This is a genomic window from Acinetobacter sp. GG23, assembly GCF_057766365.1.
Map to the genome: position 1 here is coordinate 220,758 of NZ_JBYMDJ010000003.1, position 19,045 is coordinate 239,802.

Sequence of the window (19,045 nt, forward strand, 5' to 3'; positions counted from 1 at the left end):
TTGTAAAATGCAGGGCTTGACGCTACTCACTGAAATTTAGATAATGCGCACACAGTTTATGGCTATGTAGCTCAGTTGGTTAGAGCACCGCACTCATAATGCGGGGGTCACAGGTTCAAGTCCCGTCATAGCCACCATTTTTATAGACCATGCTCTCAGCATGGTCTCTTTTTTTGTGGGTCAAAAAAGTATAGGTTGATGTCAAATAAAAAATACCAGAAAAAGACTACAAATTATCTTGGATATACTGCTCAATAAATTGATGGGTTGTTTCACTTGAATAGAAAGGTGAGATCAATTGCTCCAGAATCTCCTCTAGCAAGCCTTGTTGTTCTAAAGCCTGAATAATATGCGGCAAGAAACGCAGTGCCTCTTGATGCAAATCATCTTCCTCTAGTCCAACCGAGTGCAATAATTCTTGTAAGTTGTAGTCAGCAAAATAATCATAAAAAACGGCCACAACATCTAAAATCACCTGTTGTAAATATTCGCCTTGTCGCAACTGTCGCCAGGTTTCATAAACCAGAATGAAAAACTCTTCAAAGTCGATAGCTTGGAATTGCGAGAAGATTTCTTTTAAGGTTTTTTGTTTAATATCATTCCATAAGTGCAGGCTGATATCAGCAAGTTCTTCATTGGGCAATACAATGATATTGCCCAATTGTTTAACCAGCGTTTGGGCAAATTGTTGCTCAAGCTTGAGTTCAATATTTTGTTGTTGGTCTTGAATAAAATTGAGTATTTTGGAACCCAATCCGTGTTTATGCAGATTAAGTTTGCGTAGATGGTCCAGCCAAGGTGTATTGCTTTCCAGAATTTGGTTGGCTAACTGTAAACTCACAAGTTTGACCTGCGGGTTATGTTGCAAATTATCTTGGATATAGTAACGTAACTGGTCTAGTTCCAGTATCTTGTTCACCCATAATTTAAATGATTCATCTGAAAACAGCTCATTAATTTGAGTATGATTATTAATGGCAAGATGATGAATTCTTTGCGCAATCATCCCGATAAACTCTAGAATTTCCGCGCCTAAATTTAATTCAAAAGCATATTTTTGAACTACATTCTGTAATGATTCAAGCTGAATAAATTGTTTTAATAAAATTTGATCGGAATGGGTATAAATATGATGAACAAATTTTTCGATGTAGTGATTATTTTTTTCTGCTAATAATTGTTTTTTGATAAAACAAGTTTGCTCAAGCATAAGTGCTTGAACAAACTGTTGAGCAAAGTCCTGCTTAGACACCCGGTGTCCATCCATTAACGATCGGATAGCGACGTTCGCGGCCAAATGAGCGCGGACTAATGCGTGGACCAATCGCAGCTTGACGGCGTTTGTATTCGTTACGATCGACAAGACGAATTACTTTTTCAACCACTTCTTTCTTAAAGCCTTTGGCAATGATGTCATCTTGGCTGCAATCCTCTTCAATATAAGCATAAAGAATCGCATCCAGTACATCATACGCAGGTAAAGAATCTTGGTCTTTTTGATCAGGACGAAGTTCTGCAGAAGGTGGGCGGGTAATCACACGTTCAGGAATGACAGGGGTTTCAGAAATACTGTTACGATATTTAGCCAGTTCGAAAACAATGGTTTTATACACATCTTTTAGAACTGCGTAACCGCCCACCATATCGCCATACAGCGTGCAATAACCTACAGAAAGTTCTGATTTGTTACCGGTTGCCAAGACAAGGTTGCCAAATTTATTCGACAGACCCATCAGTAGGGTACCGCGTGCACGTGCTTGAAGGTTTTCTTCAGTCGTATCTGCAGGGCTGTTACCAAAGAAAGGATACAGGGTTTGCATGAAGCTGTTTACAATCGGGTTGATTTCAGCAATACCAAAAGTCACGCCCATATTTTTCGCTTGTGCAGCTGCATCTTCAACACTGATTTGCGCTGTATAAGTATAAGGCATCATTACGGCTTGGACTTTATCTGCACCGATCGCATCAACCGCGATTGCAAGGGTTAACGCTGAGTCAATCCCGCCCGATAAACCCAGAATCACGCCCGGGAAACCAGAACGTTGAATATAGTCACGAGTTGCTAAAACCAGGCCTTGATAAATTTCAGCCATGGTATCTAAAGCGGGAGTCAGTGTTCCAACTTTATAAGCTTGTTGTTCCGTTTCATATTCAGCGTAAAAAAGATCTTCTTTAAAGCTTGGTGCCTGTAAAGCAATGCCGCCGTCTTTATTGACCACAAAACTGGTGCCATCAAAGATAAGGTCATCCTGACCACCGACTTGGTTGGTATAGACCAAATTGATGTTCAGTTGTTTAGCCAGCTCGCTCATGGTGGTAAGGCGATGTTGCGGTTTGCCTACTTCATAAGGGGAGGCATTTAAGACTAAAGCGGTTTCAACATTGAGTTGGGATAATTGATGTACGGTATTGAGTGACCAAATATCTTCACAAATCAAAACACCAAATTTATGGCCTAGATATTCAAAAACAAGGTGTTGATGTCCTTCGCTGAAATAACGTTTTTCATCAAAGACACCATAGTTTGGCAAGTTCTGCTTGTTATAAATACCCAGTACTTGTCCATCTTTCATTACGGCAGCCGCATTATAACGGTGGCCATCTTCAGTCTGATTGACAAAACCAAAGACCATTACTATATCTTTTACCTTGCTCAGTTGCTCAAATGCATTTTGAGTACGTTTAGCAAGGCTGGGACGGAGTAACAAATCTTCCGCAGGGTAGCCGACGGTTGAAAGCTCGGGAAAGATAATTAAATCAGCTTTTTGTTTTTTGGCTTCATTTACCTGTGCAAGCATTTTTTGAGCATTTGCTTCGACATTGCCAATATGCGGAGAGAATTGTGCAAGGGCAATTTTAAAACTTTTCATTCCAACTTAATCCTATACCTATAGGGATATATACACAGACTGATGATTTATTATGGCTATTGGTTCAACGCTGTGTACGCGACGACAAACAAATAGAGGTTTAATCAATAATTAGCAATTCGATACTATATACGAATTGCGACATTTATTGAGATAAAAACAAAAAAAAATCCGAATTTAGACAAAAAAACTACAGCGTTAATGAGAGAATAAAAATGCTAGAAAATGTGTGATTATTGCCAGATAAGATGACATTATTTATGAAGACTCTACTGTATACTTTGAATCGTTTATTCGAAGTTGAGAATCGAAAATTAACCCAAGGTGAAAAACAACTTGCGCAATCTGTTTTTGGGATACATTTGCAGCTTGATGCAATCAGAATTGTGGCTCATCGTGGGGTGTTAAAGAATTATGCCATTAGTCCCAATGGTAATATCTATTTCCATCCTCAAAACTGGTGCCAAGATTTCTCTACACTGTCTTTAGCTAAACAGTCCTGGTTAATTCATGAACTCACCCATGTATGGCAAATTCAGCAGGGTTTGGCTGTAGTGCGTAAAGCAATATTTGATCGTAAATATCAGTATGTTTTAGAGCAGGGTAAACTGTTTTTCCAGTACGGGATTGAACAGCAGGCGCAGATGGTTCAGGACTATTTTATTAGAAAATCCCGTGGGCAGGAGTGTCAGGCCTATGAGGATTGTATTCCATTCCTGTCTCAAAAAGCATGATTTTGTGCTGAGCTGAAAACAACAAGATGCTTCATTAGGACGTTAAGAATAATTTAATTATTCTTAGTCATAAAAAACCGCCTAAAAAGGCGGTTTTTTAAATCATTAAATTTTTAAAGAATTAACGACCCTGGATGTCACGTTGAACTTCACCTGTATAAAGTTGACGTGGACGACCGATTTTGTAAGGACCGCTGTGCATTTCTAACCAGTGACTGATCCAGCCAACTGTACGTGCAAGAGCGAAAATTACAGTAAACATTTCAGTCGGGATACCAATCGCTTTAAGGATGATACCTGAGTAGAAGTCTACGTTAGGGTACAAGTTGCGTTTAATGAAGTATTCGTCAGATAACGCAATACGTTCAAGTTCCATAGCAAGTGCAAGTTGTGGATCGTTGATGCCAAGAGCAGCAAGAACCTCATCACAAGTTTCTTTCATTACTTTCGCACGTGGATCGAAGTTTTTATAAACCCGGTGACCGAAGCCCATAAGTTTAACTTCTTTAGTTTTCACTTTTTCCATGAAGTCAGCAACGTTTTCTACAGAGCCGATTTCATCAAGCATCTTAAGAACTGCTTCGTTCGCGCCGCCGTGAGCAGGACCCCATAGTGCAGAGATACCAGCAGCAATACATGCATACGGGTTAGCACCAGTAGAACCAGCTAAACGTACTGTAGACGTAGATGCATTTTGTTCGTGGTCAGCATGAAGCGTGAAGATACGATCCATTGCTTTAGCAAGAATTGGGTCAACTTTGTAATCACGGTCTGCAGGAGTAGCAAACATCATGTACAAGAAGTTTTCTGCGTAGCTCAAATCGTTACGTGGGTAAACGAACGGTTGACCTACTGTGTATTTGTAGCTCCAAGCTGCAAGAGTTGGAACTTTAGCAATCAAGCGGATTGCTGTAATTTCACGGTGATCAACATTTTCGATGTCTAGGTTGTTGTGATAGAACGCAGAAAGCGCACCCACTACACCAACCATGATCGCCATCGGATGAGCATCGCGACGGAAACCATTGAAGAAACGGCTAACTTGGTCGTGAACCATTGTATGGTTACGAACTTTAGCATCAAATTCTACTTTTTGTTCAGCTGTTGGAAGTTCGCCGTTTAACAACAAGTAGCAAGTTTCTAGGTAGTCTGCTTTAGTCGCTAACTGGTCGATCGGGTAACCCCGGTGTAAAAGAACACCTTTACCACCATCGATGAATGTGATTTTAGATTCACATGCAGCTGTTGCCATAAAACCAGGATCAAAAGTAAAGTGACCTGCGGTCAACACATCTTTAACGTCGATTACATCTGGGCCCAATGTGCCGCTGTAAATTGGTAATTCAATTTCTTTGCCATCAAGCTGTAAAACGGCTTTTTTGCCAGTTGCTTCAGACATTCAATAGATCTCCTGTCCCGGTGAATGTTTTATCCGACTCGTAGTACTAATCTTTTAATGCGCGAATCAGATGGATCAAAAATTTGCTATAAGATTAGTGGGTACTGAAATTTTGTCAATTATACTTATGGATAAAAAGAGACACTCTCACTGGGATTTGGTCAAAAATAATCCAGTAGTCATGAGGAAAATATCAGTATCGACGCCGTATAATAAGTCATAAAAAGATAAGTTGCAGAAAAAAATATGCATGCTGTGGGAATTATAAGCAATTTTTAATTGTTAAAAACTCTAGGTATGTTGGTTTTTTAAGAATTGTAAGATGGGTAAACTATTCTAATTCTCATGACTTGCCTATGTTGCCTGAAGAAAAGCATCGCTTTCTTATTCATAATAAAAAGCGATTAATCATATGTAAAAAATCATTCTTTTGTATAAAAAATAACTTGTTTAAGAATGAGTAAGTGCTTATTAATTCATCAATTGTATGGAAGGAAGTCATATTTTTGTTTAAAGGTTAAACTAGAGTAAGAATGGAATGTGGAGTTATGCACAGATTAAGTGCTTATTTCTTTTCATGATGTTGCTATTATTTATTTTTAAATAAATACCATATATTTATTTTCTGAATATGTGGTGCTATTGTGATATTTGCCATTATCAAAGGAGATAATAAGTCTTTGCGATGATTTGTTCATCTTTAGTCTAAATATATTTATTTAATTATCCAAACAAAAAACGATCAATCAAATGGTATTTTAATTAATAAAAACCAATCATATAGCTATGTTTTGTTAGATCTATTTTGTCTACTTTAAGGGGGTAATTCATGTTAATGATTCTTATTTAATGATTTTTTGAAGAAAAGGTAAATGGGATTGTTTGTATTTTAATAGTTCACGTTTTATAATTCCCTGTCGTTTTAAGTTTAGGTATTGCTGCATACTGCAAATACCTAACAATGCTAGCTTTCCTTCGAATTAATTCCAACAAACTCCGGATGGAGTTTTTACTTACAGGATGCCCGCTGTGAAAAGCAACAGACCTGTCAATTTGTCCATGGGTCAAGTTTTAGAAGTAAACTTAAAATCCCCTGTGGCTATTGCATCAATTCTACACCGTCTTTCTGGTGTCATCGTATTTTTACTCGTACCGGTACTTTTGTGGCTTTTAGACAAATCATTGTCTTCGGCTGAAGGTTTTGCTCAAGTTCAAGAAATCTTCGGTAGCTTCATTGTGCGCTTCATCGTATGGGTATTTGTAGCCGGTTTAATATTCCACTTTATTGCGGGTGTTAAGCATTTACTTGCAGATAACGGTATTGCCGAAGAACTGCAAAGTGGTCGTATAGCAGCTACTATTTCATTGATCTTGTCTGCGATTGGTATCATCGCAGCATTTGTATGGATTGTTCTATAATGAAAAGTGCTACAGGTTTTACGGGTTCAGGTTCTCGCGATTGGTTTATCCAGCGTGTTAGTGCTGTTGTATTAGCTGTTTATACTGTTGTGGTATTTGGTTGGATTCTCTGCAATGGCGGATTTAACTATGAACAATGGTTTGGCTTTATGATGACATTACCAATGAAGATTTTATCTTTGTTGGCAGTCTTATCTCTTGTCGCACACGCTTGGATCGGCATGTGGCAGGTATTCACGGATTATGTGACTACTCGTCAAATGGGTCCTTCAGCTTCAGGTTTACGCCTAGTGTTGACGTCAGCAGTCATTATTGCTGTATTTGCATATGCAATCTGGGCTATCCAGATTTTTTGGGCGAATTGATAGGAAAATATCATGGGCGCAATAACCCCTAAAGAAGATTATACAAACATTCAACACCTCACTTTTGATGCAGTTATCGTTGGTGGTGGTGGTTCAGGTATGCGTGCTTCATATCAACTTGCTCAAGCAGGTTTGAATGTTGCAGTCCTGACTAAAGTATTCCCGACACGTTCGCACACTGTTGCAGCGCAGGGTGGTATTGGTGCATCTCTTGGTAATATGCAAGAAGATAACTGGCACTATCACTTCTATGACACGGTAAAAGGTTCGGATTGGTTAGGTGACCAAGACGCAATCGAGTTTATGTGCCGTGAAGCGCCTAAAGTTGTTTACGAACTTGAACACATGGGTATGCCATTTGACCGTAACGCAGACGGTACGATTTACCAGCGTCCATTCGGCGGTCACTCTGCAAACTACGGTGAAAAACCGGTTCCACGTGCATGTGCGGCAGCTGACCGTACAGGTCATGCGCTTCTTCATACGCTTTATCAAAGCAACGTGAAAATGGGTACGCAATTCTTCGTAGAATGGATCGCACTTGATCTGATTCGTAACGAAGCGGGTGATGTACTCGGGGTAACTGCAATTGACCAGGAAACCGGTAATATTGCGGTATTCCAGGCAAAAGCGACATTATTTGCAACAGGTGGTGCGGGTCGTGTTTACCGTGCATCTACCAATGCGTATATCAACACTGGTGACGGTCTTGGTATGGCAGCGCGTTCTGGCATTCCATTACAAGATATGGAATTCTGGCAGTTCCACCCAACAGGTGTTGCGGGCGCAGGCGTATTGTTGACTGAAGGCTGTCGTGGTGAGGGTGCAATCCTTCGTAACAAAGACGGCGAACCGTTTATGGAACGTTATGCTCCGACTTTGAAAGACTTGGCACCGCGTGACTTCGTATCACGTTCTATGGATCAGGAAATCAAAGAAGGTCGTGGTTGTGGTCCTAAAGGTGATTATATCTTGCTTGATATGACGCATCTGGGTGCTGATACCATTATGAAACGTCTTCCATCTGTATTTGAGATTGGTAAGAAGTTTGCAAACGTAGACATCACTAAAGAACCAATTCCTGTTGTGCCGACAATCCATTATCAAATGGGTGGTATTCCAACGAATATTCATGGGCAAGTTGTTGTTCCTGAAGGTGCTTCGGATACTAACTTTGAAGCAGGTTACGATAAAAGTGGTGACGTTTACTCAAGCAATGGCGGTGAGCGTAACTATACAAAACCTGTTAAAGGCTTCTATGCAATTGGTGAATGTTCTTGCGTGTCTGTACATGGTGCAAACCGTTTAGGTACGAACTCACTGCTTGACTTGGTTGTATTTGGTAAGGCTGCAGGCGAACACATCATCGATTACGTGACTAAACATCATGGTGATGAGTATCAACCGCTTCCGACTACTGTGTTTGAAAATACAAGAAAACGTATTCGTCATTTGGATGAGTCAACTTCGGGTGAAAATGCTCAAGAAGTTGCTGATGCAATTCGTGATATCGTTCAAGATCATGCCGGTGTATTCCGTACTCAAGCATTACTTGATGAAGGCGTGAAACAGATTCTTGCGATTGAACCACGTGTTCGCAACATTCATTTAAAAGACAAATCTAAAGTATTTAACACTGCACGTGTTGAAGCTCTAGAAGTTGAAAACTTGTATGAAGTTGCTAAAGCGACCTTGATTTCGGCTGCTGCACGTAAAGAATGTCGTGGTGCACATACTGTTGTTGATTATGAATTGCCAGCAGATCACCCAACTTATTCTTACGGTCGCCGTGATGATGAATGGATGAAGCATACTTTATGGTTCTCTTCAGACAATCGTCTTGAGTACAAACCAGTCCGTTACAAACCAGTATCGGTTGATGCGATTCCACCAGCACCACGTACATTCTAATCGGGAGAATAAAGATGAGTAGAGGTATCCGTACATTCCATATCTACCGCTATGATCCTGACAAGGATAAAGCACCGTACATGCAAACTTTTAAACTTGAGTTGACTGACAAGCACCGTATGTTGCTTGATGCTCTTCTTGCGTTGAAAATACAAGACGAATCTTTAACGTTCCGTCGTTCATGTCGTGAAGGTATTTGTGGTTCTGATGGCGTAAACATCAACGGTAAAAACGGTTTGGCTTGTTTGTGGAATCTGAACGATTTACCAAACGAAATCACCATTCGTCCTTTACCGGGTTTACCTGTAGTAAAAGACTTGGTTGTTGATATGAACCAGTTCTACGATCAGTACAACAAAATTCATCCATTCTTGATCAATAATCAGCCTGCACCAGCGAAGGAGCGTTTACAGTCTCCTGAAGAACGCGAGCATTTAAACGGTCTGTATGAATGTATTCTTTGTGCATGCTGTTCAACTGCATGCCCATCATTCTGGTGGAACCCGGATAAATTCTTGGGTCCTTCAGCATTGTTGAATGCATACCGTTTCATTATTGATTCTCGTGATACAGCGACACAAGATCGTTTGGCTCGTCTAGATGATCCATTCAGCTTGTTCCGTTGTAAGGGTATTATGAACTGTGTATCTGTTTGTCCTAAAGGTTTGAATCCAACTAAGGCGATCGGTCACATCCGTAGCATGTTGTTAGATCAAGCTGGCTAATCTGTACCAGTCCAAAAAAGCACACCTTAAGGTGTGCTTTTTTATGTTTTGAATATCATAATCATTTATAGATTTATGCAAAAAATCTATGTAATTGGGGGAAGAGGATTATTTGTTGGCGCTGAAGCAAACGACTGGAATTGTTTAAAATTAACCGTAAATGACATTAAAGCTTCATTGAATTGTAGTTAAGTTGTTCGAATCGACAATTAAAGCGCCAATCTTAAGTTTCAATCTGCAAAGTTGAGATTAAAATGTTACCATATGGCGTAAATAAAGAGGGCCAGTTTAAATATTGCGCTCTCTTTTGTTGTATTTAAATTGTTGGCTTGGGACTATGGTCTACATTGAAACCAATTATTAAATAAAGCACCATATGTTAAAGGAAAATGGGAAGGATGTATTTCGCTAATTTATGAGAGGTATGTGTCAAAAAAATCAATTGTAACTAGATATCATGTTACGATTTGATACATCGTTATATTTAAAAAAAGCGCCTTGTTTATGTACATTTTTTCAACATTTTAGAGTGTATATAAGGGGTATAAATAAAGATTAATCGTTTTAGAAAAAATAGGTCGCGTAGTTATTTTTTCTAAGTCGATTTGCAAAAAATTGCTCGGTTTCGGTCGAGTATTTAAATGAGTGATGATGCCAATGAGGGCGTTATGATTCATTATTCACATTAGGTTATTCCTGATGTAGTGATAACGCCTCATGGCTTATGCCTGATGGGGACTAATGTCATGTTACCAATTTGACATTATTAATCATGGGTTCGCTTAAAAAGCATCCTGAAAATGTTTTTGCAATAGGAAATGGGTCCACAAATGCAAGAAGTTGCTGACGCACTGCGTCTTGACACTGAACTAAGCGCTGACAGTGCAGCGTATATTGAAGAACTTTATGAACATTATTTGACGTCACCAGACTCAGTTGGAGCTGACTGGCGCGAATATTTCGATAAATTCCCTAAAGGTGATCAACCACATAGCAATGTACGTGAGCAATTCCTTTTATTAGGTCGCAATTCAAGCCGCGTACAGCCTGTTGTTCAAAGTTCTGTAAGTTCTGAGCATGAACGTCGTCAAATTGGCGTTTTACAGCTGATTGCTGCCTATCGTAATCGTGGTCATCAAAAAGCAAAATTGGATCCATTAGGTTTGGCAAAACGTGAAGATGTGCCTGATCTTGATCTTGCTACGCACGGTTTGACTAAATCTGATCTCGATACAGTATTTAATACAGGCAACCTTGCACTGGGTAAAACAGAAGCTACGCTTGGTGAAATGGTTGAAGCAATGGAAGCCGTTTATTGCGGTTCTGTTGGTACTGAATACATGCATATTGTTGACACTAAAGAGAAACGTTGGATTCAACAACGTCTTGAAGGTGCGAAAGGTCAATTTAATTTTACTGCAGAACAGAAAAAACATTTCCTTGAGCGTTTAACTGCAGCCGAGGGCCTAGAAAAATTCCTAGGTAATAAATACGTGGGTGCTAAACGTTTCGGTGTTGAAGGCGGTGAATCATTCATCCCGATGGTCAACGAAATTATTCAGCGTGCCGGCTCTGTGGGTTGTAAAGAAGTTGTGATTGGTATGCCACACCGTGGTCGTCTCAACCTTTTAGTCAACATCATGGGTAAAAACCCGGCAGATCTTTTTGGTGAATTTGAAGGTAAATCAATTCATAAAAAAGGTTCGGGTGACGTTAAATATCACCAGGGTTTCTCCTCTAACGTGATGACAGCGGGTGGTGAAGTTCACTTGGCATTGGCGTTTAACCCTTCACATTTGGAAATCGTGGGACCTGTAGTTGAAGGTTCGGTACGTGCTCGTCAAGTACGCCGTCGCGATATCGGTGGTGATGATGTATTGCCAATTATTGTACATGGTGATGCAGCATTTGCAGGTCAAGGTGTAAACCAAGAAACCTTCCAGATGTCACAAACTCGTGGTTATACCGTGGGTGGTACAGTTCATATTGTGGTGAATAACCAAGTGGGCTTCACAACCTCTGATCCACGTGATGCACGTTCTACAGAATACTGTACCGATATCGCAAAAATGATTCAGGCACCGGTATTCCACGTGAATGGCGATGATCCTGAAGCTGTGATTTTCGTGACTCAATTGGCGCATGACTTCCGTCATACGTTCCGTAAAGACGTTGTGATTGACCTGTTCTGCTATCGTCGTCGCGGCCATAACGAAGCAGATGAGCCAGCAGCAACACAGCCAATGATGTATCAAGTGATCAACAAGAAAGTGACTACCCGTGCACTTTATGCCGATCAACTGGTTAAAGAAGGTGTACTTGATCGTGCCGCTGCTGATCAAATGGTTGAAAACTACCGTTCAGATCTTGAAGCCGGTAAGCACGTTGCTAATGCTTTGGTACTTGAACCAAATACGAAAATGTTTGTGGATTGGGCCCCTTATTTAGGTCACGAATACACAGATGTTTGGGATACAACTTTCCCAATCGAACGCTTAAAAGAACTTGGCACTAAAATGCGCGAGCTTCCTGAAGGCTTCGTGATGCAACGTCAAGTCGCGAAAGTGATTGATGAACGCTTAAAAATGCAGACCGGTGAAATGCCATTAAACTGGGGGGCGGCTGAAACTTTAGCCTATGCAACCTTGCTTGATGAAACCTACATGGTTCGTATTACTGGAGAAGACGTTGGTCGTGGTACCTTCTCACATCGTCATGCGAAACTGCATAACCAGGTGGATGGTTCAACTTATATTCCGCTTTGTCATATCAAAGAGAACCAGCCGCGCACTGCAATTTATGACTCACTCTTGTCTGAGATGGCCGTACTTGCATTTGAATATGGCTATGCAACTACAATTCCACACGGTTTAATTATTTGGGAAGCACAATTTGGTGACTTCGCGAACTGTGCGCAAGTAGTAATTGACCAATTTATTGCTTCAGGCGAAACCAAATGGGAACGCGTATGTGGTTTAACCATGTTGCTTCCACACGGTTATGAAGGTCAGGGTCCAGAGCATTCATCTGCACGTTTAGAGCGTTTCTTACAGTTATGTGCTGAAGACAACATGCAAGTGATTACACCAACGACACCTGCACAGATTTTCCATGCTTTACGTCGTCAAGCGATTCGTCCAATCCGTAAGCCATTGATCGTGACTTCACCGAAGTCATTGCTTCGTCACAAACTTGCAACGTCTACGTTGGAAGAGCTTGCAACTGGTACATTCCAGACGGTAATTGATGAAGTAGATCAAATCAATCACGCTGACGTGACTCGTTTAGTCCTGTGTGGCGGTAAGGTTTATTACGATTTACTTGAAAAACGCCGTGCAGAAAATCTAGATAACACTGCAATCGTTCGTATTGAACAATTGTATCCATACCCAGAACAACGTATTGCTGAAGTACTTGCTTCTTATCCAAACCTAAAAGAAGTGGTCTGGACTCAAGAAGAGCCGAAAAACCAAGGTGCTTGGTTATTCATCGCGCCGCGTCTATATGACGATGTGATGAAATCTGCTAAACAAGTCCGTATCAGTTACGCAGGCCGTCCAGCTTCTGCTGCGCCAGCTTGTGGTTCACCATATTTGCATGCAAAACAACAAGCTCAGCTAGTAAATGACGCATTGGCGATCGTAGCTGAACAATCAGGAGATTCTAAATAATGGCAACCGAAATTAAAGCACCGGTATTTCCAGAGTCAGTTGCAGACGGTACGATTGCAACTTGGCACAAACAACCAGGTGAAGCTGTATCACGTGATGAAGTGATCTGCGATATTGAAACCGATAAAGTTGTTTTAGAAGTTGTTGCTCCTGCTGACGGTACAATCGCTACCATCATTAAAGGTGAAGGCGAAACTGTTCTTTCTAACGAAGTGATTGCACAGTTTGAAGAAGGTGCTGTGTCTGGTGCTTCTCAAACTCAAGCAGTTCAGTCTGAAGGACAAGTTGAACAAGCTGCATCTAAAACAGAAGCGGGTGCTGCACCTGTTGTCGAGCGTGCTCAACCGGTTGCTGACCAAGCGCCTGCGGTACGTAAAGCATTAACTGAAACGGGTATTGCTGCTGGTGATGTTACCGGTACTGGTCGCGGTGGCCGTATCACTAAAGAAGATGTTGCAAGTCATCAAGCTAAACCAGCGGCTCCTGCTGCTGCACCATTAAGTGTTGCTATTGGTGAGCGCATCGAAAAACGTGTTCCAATGACTCGTTTACGTAAACGTGTTGCTGAACGTCTTCTTGCTGCAACACAAAGCACTGCAATGTTGACGACATTTAACGAAGTGAACATGAAACCAATCATGGAAATGCGTGCTCAATATAAAGATGCATTCGAGAAACGTCATGGTGCACGTCTTGGCTTCATGTCATTCTTTGTTAAAGCTGCAACTGAAGCACTTAAACGCTACCCAGCGGTAAATGCTTCAATTGATGGCGACGATATCGTGTATCACGGTTACTATGACATCGGTGTTGCTGTATCTTCTGAGCGTGGTTTAGTGGTTCCTGTACTTCGTGATACAGATCGCATGAACTATGCTGAAGTTGAAAATGGCATCCGTGCGTTTGCTGGTAAAGCACGTGACGGTAAATTGGGCATTGAAGACATGACTGGTGGTACGTTCACTATTACTAATGGTGGTACTTTCGGTTCATTGTTATCGACTCCTATCTTGAACACGCCACAAACTGCAATCTTGGGTATGCATAAAATCCAGGAACGTCCAATGGCTGTAAATGGTCAAGTAGAAATTTTACCAATGATGTACTTGGCGCTTTCTTATGACCACCGTTTAATCGATGGTAAAGAAGCTGTAGGTTTCCTTGTGGCAATTAAAGAATTGTTAGAAGAGCCAGCTCGTCTTATCCTTGATCTTTAATTCTAAAGAATAAATCCATGGGCTTAGGGTGATCCTCTAAGCCCATTTTTGGAGATAAAAATGTCTCAACAGTTTGACTTAGTAGTAATTGGCGGTGGACCAGGTGGTTATGAAGCAGCAATTCGTGCGGCTCAACTTGGTTTCAAAGTTGCTTGTATCGAAAAACGTATTCATAAAGGTAAACCATCTTTGGGTGGTACATGCTTAAACGTGGGTTGTATCCCGTCTAAAGCTTTACTTGATTCTTCACATCGCTATGAAGATACCGTTCAGCATTTAGATGACCATGGTATTACGACCGGTGAAGTTAAATTTGATCTTGCTAAAATGCTGGCTCGTAAAGACAAAGTTGTAGATCAGTTGACTGGTGGTATCGATCAATTACTTAAAGGTAATGGTATCGAGTGGTTAAAGGGTACCGGTAAACTGCTTGCAGGTAAAAAAGTAGAATTTGTTTCTCACGAAGGTGAAACTCAAGTTTTAGAGCCTAAATACGTGATTCTTGCGACAGGTTCTGTACCAATTAACATTCCTTCAGCTCCTGTAGATCAAGACTTAATCGTTGATTCTACTGGCGCGCTTGAATTCCCAGAAGTACCTAAGCGTTTAGGTGTGATTGGTGCTGGTGTTATCGGCCTTGAGCTGGGTTCAGTCTGGCGTCGTTTGGGTGCGGAAGTTGTTGTATTTGAAGCAATGGATGCATTCTTGCCAATGGCTGATAAAGCTTTGGCAAAAGACTTCCAAAAACTGTTGACTAAGCAAGGTATGGATATCCGTATCGGTGCGAAAGTTGCAGGTACTGAAATCAACGGTCGTGAAGTAACGGTTAAATATAACCAAGCTGGCGAAGAGAAAACTGAAACTTTCGATAAATTGATCGTTTGTGTAGGTCGCCGTGCCTATGCTGAAGGTTTATTGGCTGATGATTCAGGCATTAAATTGACTGAACGTGGTTTGGTTGAAGTAAACGATTGGTGTGCAACTTCTGTTGAAGGCGTATACGCAATTGGTGACTTGGTACGTGGTCCAATGCTTGCACATAAAGCAATGGAAGAAGGCGTAATGGCAGTTGAACGTATTCACGGTCATGCTGCTCAAGTGAACTATGACACGATTATTTCTGTCATTTACACACATCCAGAAGCGGCGTGGGTAGGTTTAACAGAACAGCAAGCGACTGAAAAAGGTCACGAAGTTAAAACTGGTCAATTCGGTTTTGCTGTGAATGGTCGAGCACTCGCTGCTGGTGAAGGTGCCGGTTTCGTTAAGTTTGTTGCTGATGCAAAAACAGATCGTCTACTCGGTATGCACGTGATTGGACCTGCTGCGTCTGACATCGTTCACCAAGGTATGATCGCACTTGAGTTTGTATCTTCAGTTGAAGATCTACAATTGATGACTTTTGGTCACCCAACATTCTCTGAAGTGGTTCATGAAGCTGCACTGGCAGTGGATGGACGAGCGATTCACGCGATTCAGCGTAAGCGTAAATAAGATGAGTAAAAGAGCGACTTAGGTCGCTCTTTTTACATTTGATGGTTGTTTTTGTTGGAACAATCATCTAAAAATAAAGATAAGAAAGATTTTAAAAAATGCCAATACTGCTTTGATGGATGTCTGGGTATTGGTGGGTCATAACAAAGCGAAGAAGTAATAAAAGGTTATTCGATGAATTTACATGAGTATCAAGCAAAAGCGTTATTAAAAAAATATGGTATGCCTATTCAAGAGGGTGTACTGGCAACCAATGCAGCAGAAGCTGTCGCAGCATTTGAGCAACTCGGTGGCAAGTTTGCCGTGATGAAAGCTCAAGTTCATGCTGGAGGACGTGGTAAAGCAGGTGGTGTTAAAGTCGTAAAATCCAGTGAGGAAGCTGCTGAATATGCAAATGGCATTATTGGCACACGACTTGTAACCTATCAAACTGATGCCAATGGTCAGCCGGTAAATAGTGTTCTGGTCTGTGAGGATGTTTATCCGGTTGAGCGTGAATTATATCTTGGTGCAGTGGTCGATCGTTCTAGCCGTCGTGTCACCTTTATGGCATCTACAGAAGGAGGGGTAGAAATTGAAAAAGTTGCAGAAGAAACCCCAAAAAAAATTATTAAAGTTGAAGTCGATCCTCTGGTCGGGCTTTTACCTTTTCAAGCCCGTGAAGTTGCATTCGCCCTTAATTTAAAAGATGGACAAATCAACCAATTTGTCAAGATTATGACGGCGGCTTATCAAGCCTTTATTGAAAATGATTTTGCATTATTTGAAATTAATCCACTTTCAGTTCGAGAAAATGGCGATATCCTGTGTGTCGATGCCAAAGTGGGGATCGATTCAAATGCACTGTATCGTTTACCTGAAATTACAGCAATGCGCGATAAGTCTCAGGAAAATGAGCGTGAACTGAAAGCTTCCGAATTTGATCTGAACTATGTGGCACTTGAAGGTAATATTGGTTGCATGGTCAATGGCGCAGGCCTTGCTATGGCTACCATGGATATCATCAAACTGTACGGTGGTCAACCTGCAAACTTCCTTGATGTTGGTGGTGGTGCAACCAAAGACCGTGTGATTGAAGCATTTAAAATTATCCTTTCAGATTCATCTGTGCAAGGTGTGTTGATCAATATCTTCGGGGGTATTGTGCGTTGTGACATGATTGCAGAAGCAATTATTGCAGCAGTTCAGGAAGTACATGTCACCGTACCTGTAGTTGTGCGCTTGGAAGGCAACAATTCAGAGTTAGGGGCAAAATTACTTGATGAATCAGATTTGAAATTAATTTCTGCGAATGGTCTGGCGGATGCCGCAGAAAAAATTGTTGCTGCAGTGAAAGCGTAAGGGAGTATCAATCATGAGCGTATTAGTTAATAAAGACACCAAAGTATTGGTACAAGGCTTCACCGGTAAAAATGGTACATTTCACTCAGAACAAGCCATTGCTTATGGTACTAAAGTGGTGGGCGGAGTAACTCCTGGTAAAGGCGGACAATCGCATTTAAGTCTTCCTGTATTTAACACCATGAATGAAGCAGTAAAAGAAACCAATGCTGATGCTTCTGTGATTTATGTACCCGCACCTTTTGTTTTAGATTCTATTATAGAAGCTGTAGATGCAGGTATTGGTTTAATTGTGGTGATCACAGAAGGCGTACCCACATTAGATATGTTAAAAGCCAAACGTTATCTTGAAACCTATGGTAATAACGCACGTCTAATTGGGCCAAACTGTCCGGGTATTATTACTCCAGGTGAATGTAAAATTGGCATTATGCCGGGACATATTCATCAACCGGGTAAAGTTGGAATCATTTCGCGTTCAGGAACCTTGACGTATGAAGCTGTGGCGCAAACCACGAAGCTGGGTTTAGGTCAGTCGACTTGTATCGGAATTGGGGGAGACCCAATTCCGGGCATGAACCAAATTGACTGCTTGAAACTGTTCCAAGAAGACCCGCAAACTGAAGCCATCATTATGATTGGTGAAATTGGCGGTACTGCGGAAGAAGAAGCCGCTGAATATATTCAGTCACATGTGACCAAACCTGTAGTAGGGTATATTGCTGGTGTAACTGCACCTAAAGGCAAACGTATGGGCCACGCAGGCGCAATTATTTCAGGTGGTAAGGGGACTGCGGAAGAAAAGTTTGCTGCCTTTGAACGTGCTGGTATAGCCTATACTCGTAGTCCAGCAGAATTGGGTTCGACGATGCTTCAAGTATTAAAAGACAAAAGCTTGACTTAATTTTTTGAAAAATAAAAAAGCTCTCATTTGAGAGCTTTTTTATTGGGGTATATTCATTAAAATTAATGGATTTTTTTCATAAATCAAAAATAAGCATCTTTTGGTTTGATATTTATATGCTACATTTCAGCGCTATCCTGCATAATTTGCGAATGAAATACATCAGTTTAAAAAGCTTTCTGAAACACAGTGCAAGTAATACACAGACATCGCTTGGTTAACTTCTATTTAAAGGTTAAGCAACTAAAATGCATGTTTTACTAAATGCGGACCGCCCAAGTCAAGCCCAGAAGGTCAAGTTCTGTTTTGTCTGAGCTAGTAGCGCAAATAAAGAACTTTTTCATGAGGCTACGAGTCATGGGGTTCCAGATCCAACATCCTCAAGAGTTTTATGGTATGTAGAAGATGATTTGATTCAGTCGAGTCTGTTTTAATTTACCGAAGAATTTGCCTGTTGTACGTTTTCAATTAGAAAGATAATGCTAATGCATTGATGGGAATTTTTTGATTATACAGGCTACAGAAATTTCAATCCAAAAGCCTAAAAATAGCTATAGCGGCGAGAAAAAAACATATACCTTTAAAGTGCAGACCATTATTCAGTATACAACTCAGTAAATAATGAGTTTATGTACCTGTCGCGGTGCGGGGGATGATGTTGAGGTATTCAAATGCAATTTACAGTAGATTTCTTTTGGGGGGGTTATCCTTGCAGATAAAGGCGATCAAGGGATTATAATTTTTATTCAAATAGCTAGTTGTCGTTCAAAGCTAAGAGACGTTGTAAACTGGATTCTGCACTAAAAAGTCATAACCAAAAAATCGATAAAAGAATAATAAAATCCTTGCGGAACGTTATCGAAATAGAGGAAAAAGACTCGATTTAAGATTCAATTTAAAGGCTGGAATTTACAATATTGAACTGAGCAAAAATAATTTATGAATGTCTATTTATTAAAATTAATATAAAGAAATAACCTAATAAAAAATATACA

General features: G+C 40.7%; 13 protein-coding genes, 1 tRNA gene and 1 pseudogene. 12 read left to right on the forward strand and 3 right to left on the reverse strand.

Translation table 11 applies throughout. The features are described from left to right. The first annotated feature begins 60 nt into the window (after positions 1-60). Positions 61-137, forward strand: a tRNA-Met gene (locus AC3CAU_RS07190). Positions 138-226: 89 nt separating this feature from the next. Here the strand turns inward: AC3CAU_RS07190 and AC3CAU_RS07195 are convergent. Together AC3CAU_RS07195 and AC3CAU_RS07200 are read right to left on the reverse strand one after the other, a co-directional pair. Continuing rightward, positions 227-1,252 (reverse strand): hypothetical protein, encoded by a 1,026-nt coding sequence (locus AC3CAU_RS07195; RefSeq protein WP_488368447.1) that lies wholly within the window; start codon positions 1,250-1,252, stop codon positions 227-229. Continuing rightward, positions 1,245-2,870 carry an NAD+ synthase gene (locus tag AC3CAU_RS07200; RefSeq protein ID WP_424621672.1) on the reverse strand — a complete coding sequence of 542 codons (1,626 nt, stop codon included), beginning with the start codon at positions 2,868-2,870 and terminating at the stop codon, positions 1,245-1,247. Before AC3CAU_RS07200 ends, AC3CAU_RS07195 begins: the two co-directional genes overlap by 8 nt. Before the next feature lie 248 nt (positions 2,871-3,118). Between AC3CAU_RS07200 and AC3CAU_RS07205 the strand changes: the two genes are divergently transcribed. Further along, positions 3,119-3,604: a type IV secretion protein Rhs gene (locus AC3CAU_RS07205; protein ID WP_447054142.1), complete on the forward strand. Its 486-nt coding sequence runs from the start codon at positions 3,119-3,121 to the stop codon at positions 3,602-3,604. A gap of 121 nt (positions 3,605-3,725) precedes the next feature. Here AC3CAU_RS07205 and gltA read toward each other — a convergent pair whose 3' ends face one another. Continuing rightward, the gene (gene gltA, locus AC3CAU_RS07210) at positions 3,726-5,003 is read right to left on the reverse strand and encodes a citrate synthase (protein ID WP_131213901.1); all 1,278 of its coding nucleotides are present in this window, start codon (positions 5,001-5,003) and stop codon (positions 3,726-3,728) included. Between the two features lie 1,020 nt (positions 5,004-6,023). Here gltA and sdhC point away from each other — a divergent pair. From sdhC to AC3CAU_RS07260, 10 genes and pseudogenes are all read left to right on the forward strand, one after another. Further along, positions 6,024-6,422 carry a succinate dehydrogenase, cytochrome b556 subunit gene (gene sdhC / locus AC3CAU_RS07215; protein ID WP_131213899.1) on the forward strand — a complete coding sequence of 133 codons (399 nt, stop codon included), beginning with the start codon at positions 6,024-6,026 and terminating at the stop codon, positions 6,420-6,422. Then, positions 6,422-6,787 (forward strand): succinate dehydrogenase, hydrophobic membrane anchor protein, encoded by a 366-nt coding sequence (sdhD, locus tag AC3CAU_RS07220; protein WP_053579839.1) that lies wholly within the window; start codon positions 6,422-6,424, stop codon positions 6,785-6,787. The genes sdhC and sdhD overlap by 1 nt, the downstream gene beginning before the upstream one ends. 12 nt (positions 6,788-6,799) lie before the next feature. Then, positions 6,800-8,698, forward strand: a complete 1,899-nt coding sequence (locus tag AC3CAU_RS07225; protein ID WP_131213897.1) for an FAD-binding protein — start codon at positions 6,800-6,802, stop codon at positions 8,696-8,698. Between the two features lie 14 nt (positions 8,699-8,712). Further along, a complete protein-coding gene (locus AC3CAU_RS07230) occupies positions 8,713-9,423 on the forward strand; it encodes a succinate dehydrogenase iron-sulfur subunit (RefSeq protein ID WP_131213895.1) in 711 nt (236 codons plus the stop codon). A gap of 830 nt (positions 9,424-10,253) precedes the next feature. After that, positions 10,254-13,094: a 2-oxoglutarate dehydrogenase E1 component gene (locus AC3CAU_RS07235; RefSeq protein ID WP_447054143.1), complete on the forward strand. Its 2,841-nt coding sequence runs from the start codon at positions 10,254-10,256 to the stop codon at positions 13,092-13,094. Further along, a complete protein-coding gene (gene odhB, locus AC3CAU_RS07240) occupies positions 13,094-14,311 on the forward strand; it encodes a 2-oxoglutarate dehydrogenase complex dihydrolipoyllysine-residue succinyltransferase (RefSeq protein ID WP_447054144.1) in 1,218 nt (405 codons plus the stop codon). The genes AC3CAU_RS07235 and odhB overlap by 1 nt, the downstream gene beginning before the upstream one ends. 60 nt (positions 14,312-14,371) lie before the next feature. Continuing rightward, complete coding sequence (gene lpdA / locus AC3CAU_RS07245; RefSeq protein ID WP_447054145.1) at positions 14,372-15,805, forward strand: dihydrolipoyl dehydrogenase; 1,434 nt, start codon at positions 14,372-14,374, stop codon at positions 15,803-15,805. A 174-nt stretch (positions 15,806-15,979) separates the two neighbouring features. After that, on the forward strand, positions 15,980-17,146 hold the full coding sequence (sucC, locus tag AC3CAU_RS07250; protein WP_447054146.1) for an ADP-forming succinate--CoA ligase subunit beta: 1,167 nt from the start codon (positions 15,980-15,982) through the stop codon (positions 17,144-17,146). Positions 17,147-17,159: 13 nt separating this feature from the next. After that, positions 17,160-18,050, forward strand: coding sequence for a succinate--CoA ligase subunit alpha (gene sucD / locus AC3CAU_RS07255; protein WP_447054147.1), 891 nt, complete (start codon positions 17,160-17,162; stop codon positions 18,048-18,050). 829 nt (positions 18,051-18,879) lie between these two features. Next, positions 18,880-18,993 (forward strand): annotated as a pseudogene (locus AC3CAU_RS07260) (IS5/IS1182 family transposase); the annotation flags it as partial. Between the last annotated feature and the right edge of the window lie 52 nt (positions 18,994-19,045).

Excerpts from the sequence above, each read along its gene's own strand:
- AC3CAU_RS07200 (WP_424621672.1), bottom strand. The coding sequence starts at position 2,870 with ATGAAAAGTTTTAAAATTGCCCTTGCACAATTCTCTCCGCATATTGGC.
- AC3CAU_RS07205 (WP_447054142.1), top strand. The coding sequence starts at position 3,119 with ATGACATTATTTATGAAGACTCTACTGTATACTTTGAATCGTTTATTC.
- gltA (WP_131213901.1), bottom strand. The coding sequence starts at position 5,003 with ATGTCTGAAGCAACTGGCAAAAAAGCCGTTTTACAGCTTGATGGCAAA.
- sdhC (WP_131213899.1), top strand. The coding sequence starts at position 6,024 with ATGCCCGCTGTGAAAAGCAACAGACCTGTCAATTTGTCCATGGGTCAA.
- sdhD (WP_053579839.1), top strand. The coding sequence starts at position 6,422 with ATGAAAAGTGCTACAGGTTTTACGGGTTCAGGTTCTCGCGATTGGTTT.
- AC3CAU_RS07225 (WP_131213897.1), top strand. The coding sequence starts at position 6,800 with ATGGGCGCAATAACCCCTAAAGAAGATTATACAAACATTCAACACCTC.
- AC3CAU_RS07230 (WP_131213895.1), top strand. The coding sequence starts at position 8,713 with ATGAGTAGAGGTATCCGTACATTCCATATCTACCGCTATGATCCTGAC.
- AC3CAU_RS07235 (WP_447054143.1), top strand. The coding sequence starts at position 10,254 with ATGCAAGAAGTTGCTGACGCACTGCGTCTTGACACTGAACTAAGCGCT.
- odhB (WP_447054144.1), top strand. The coding sequence starts at position 13,094 with ATGGCAACCGAAATTAAAGCACCGGTATTTCCAGAGTCAGTTGCAGAC.
- lpdA (WP_447054145.1), top strand. The coding sequence starts at position 14,372 with ATGTCTCAACAGTTTGACTTAGTAGTAATTGGCGGTGGACCAGGTGGT.
- sucC (WP_447054146.1), top strand. The coding sequence starts at position 15,980 with ATGAATTTACATGAGTATCAAGCAAAAGCGTTATTAAAAAAATATGGT.
- sucD (WP_447054147.1), top strand. The coding sequence starts at position 17,160 with ATGAGCGTATTAGTTAATAAAGACACCAAAGTATTGGTACAAGGCTTC.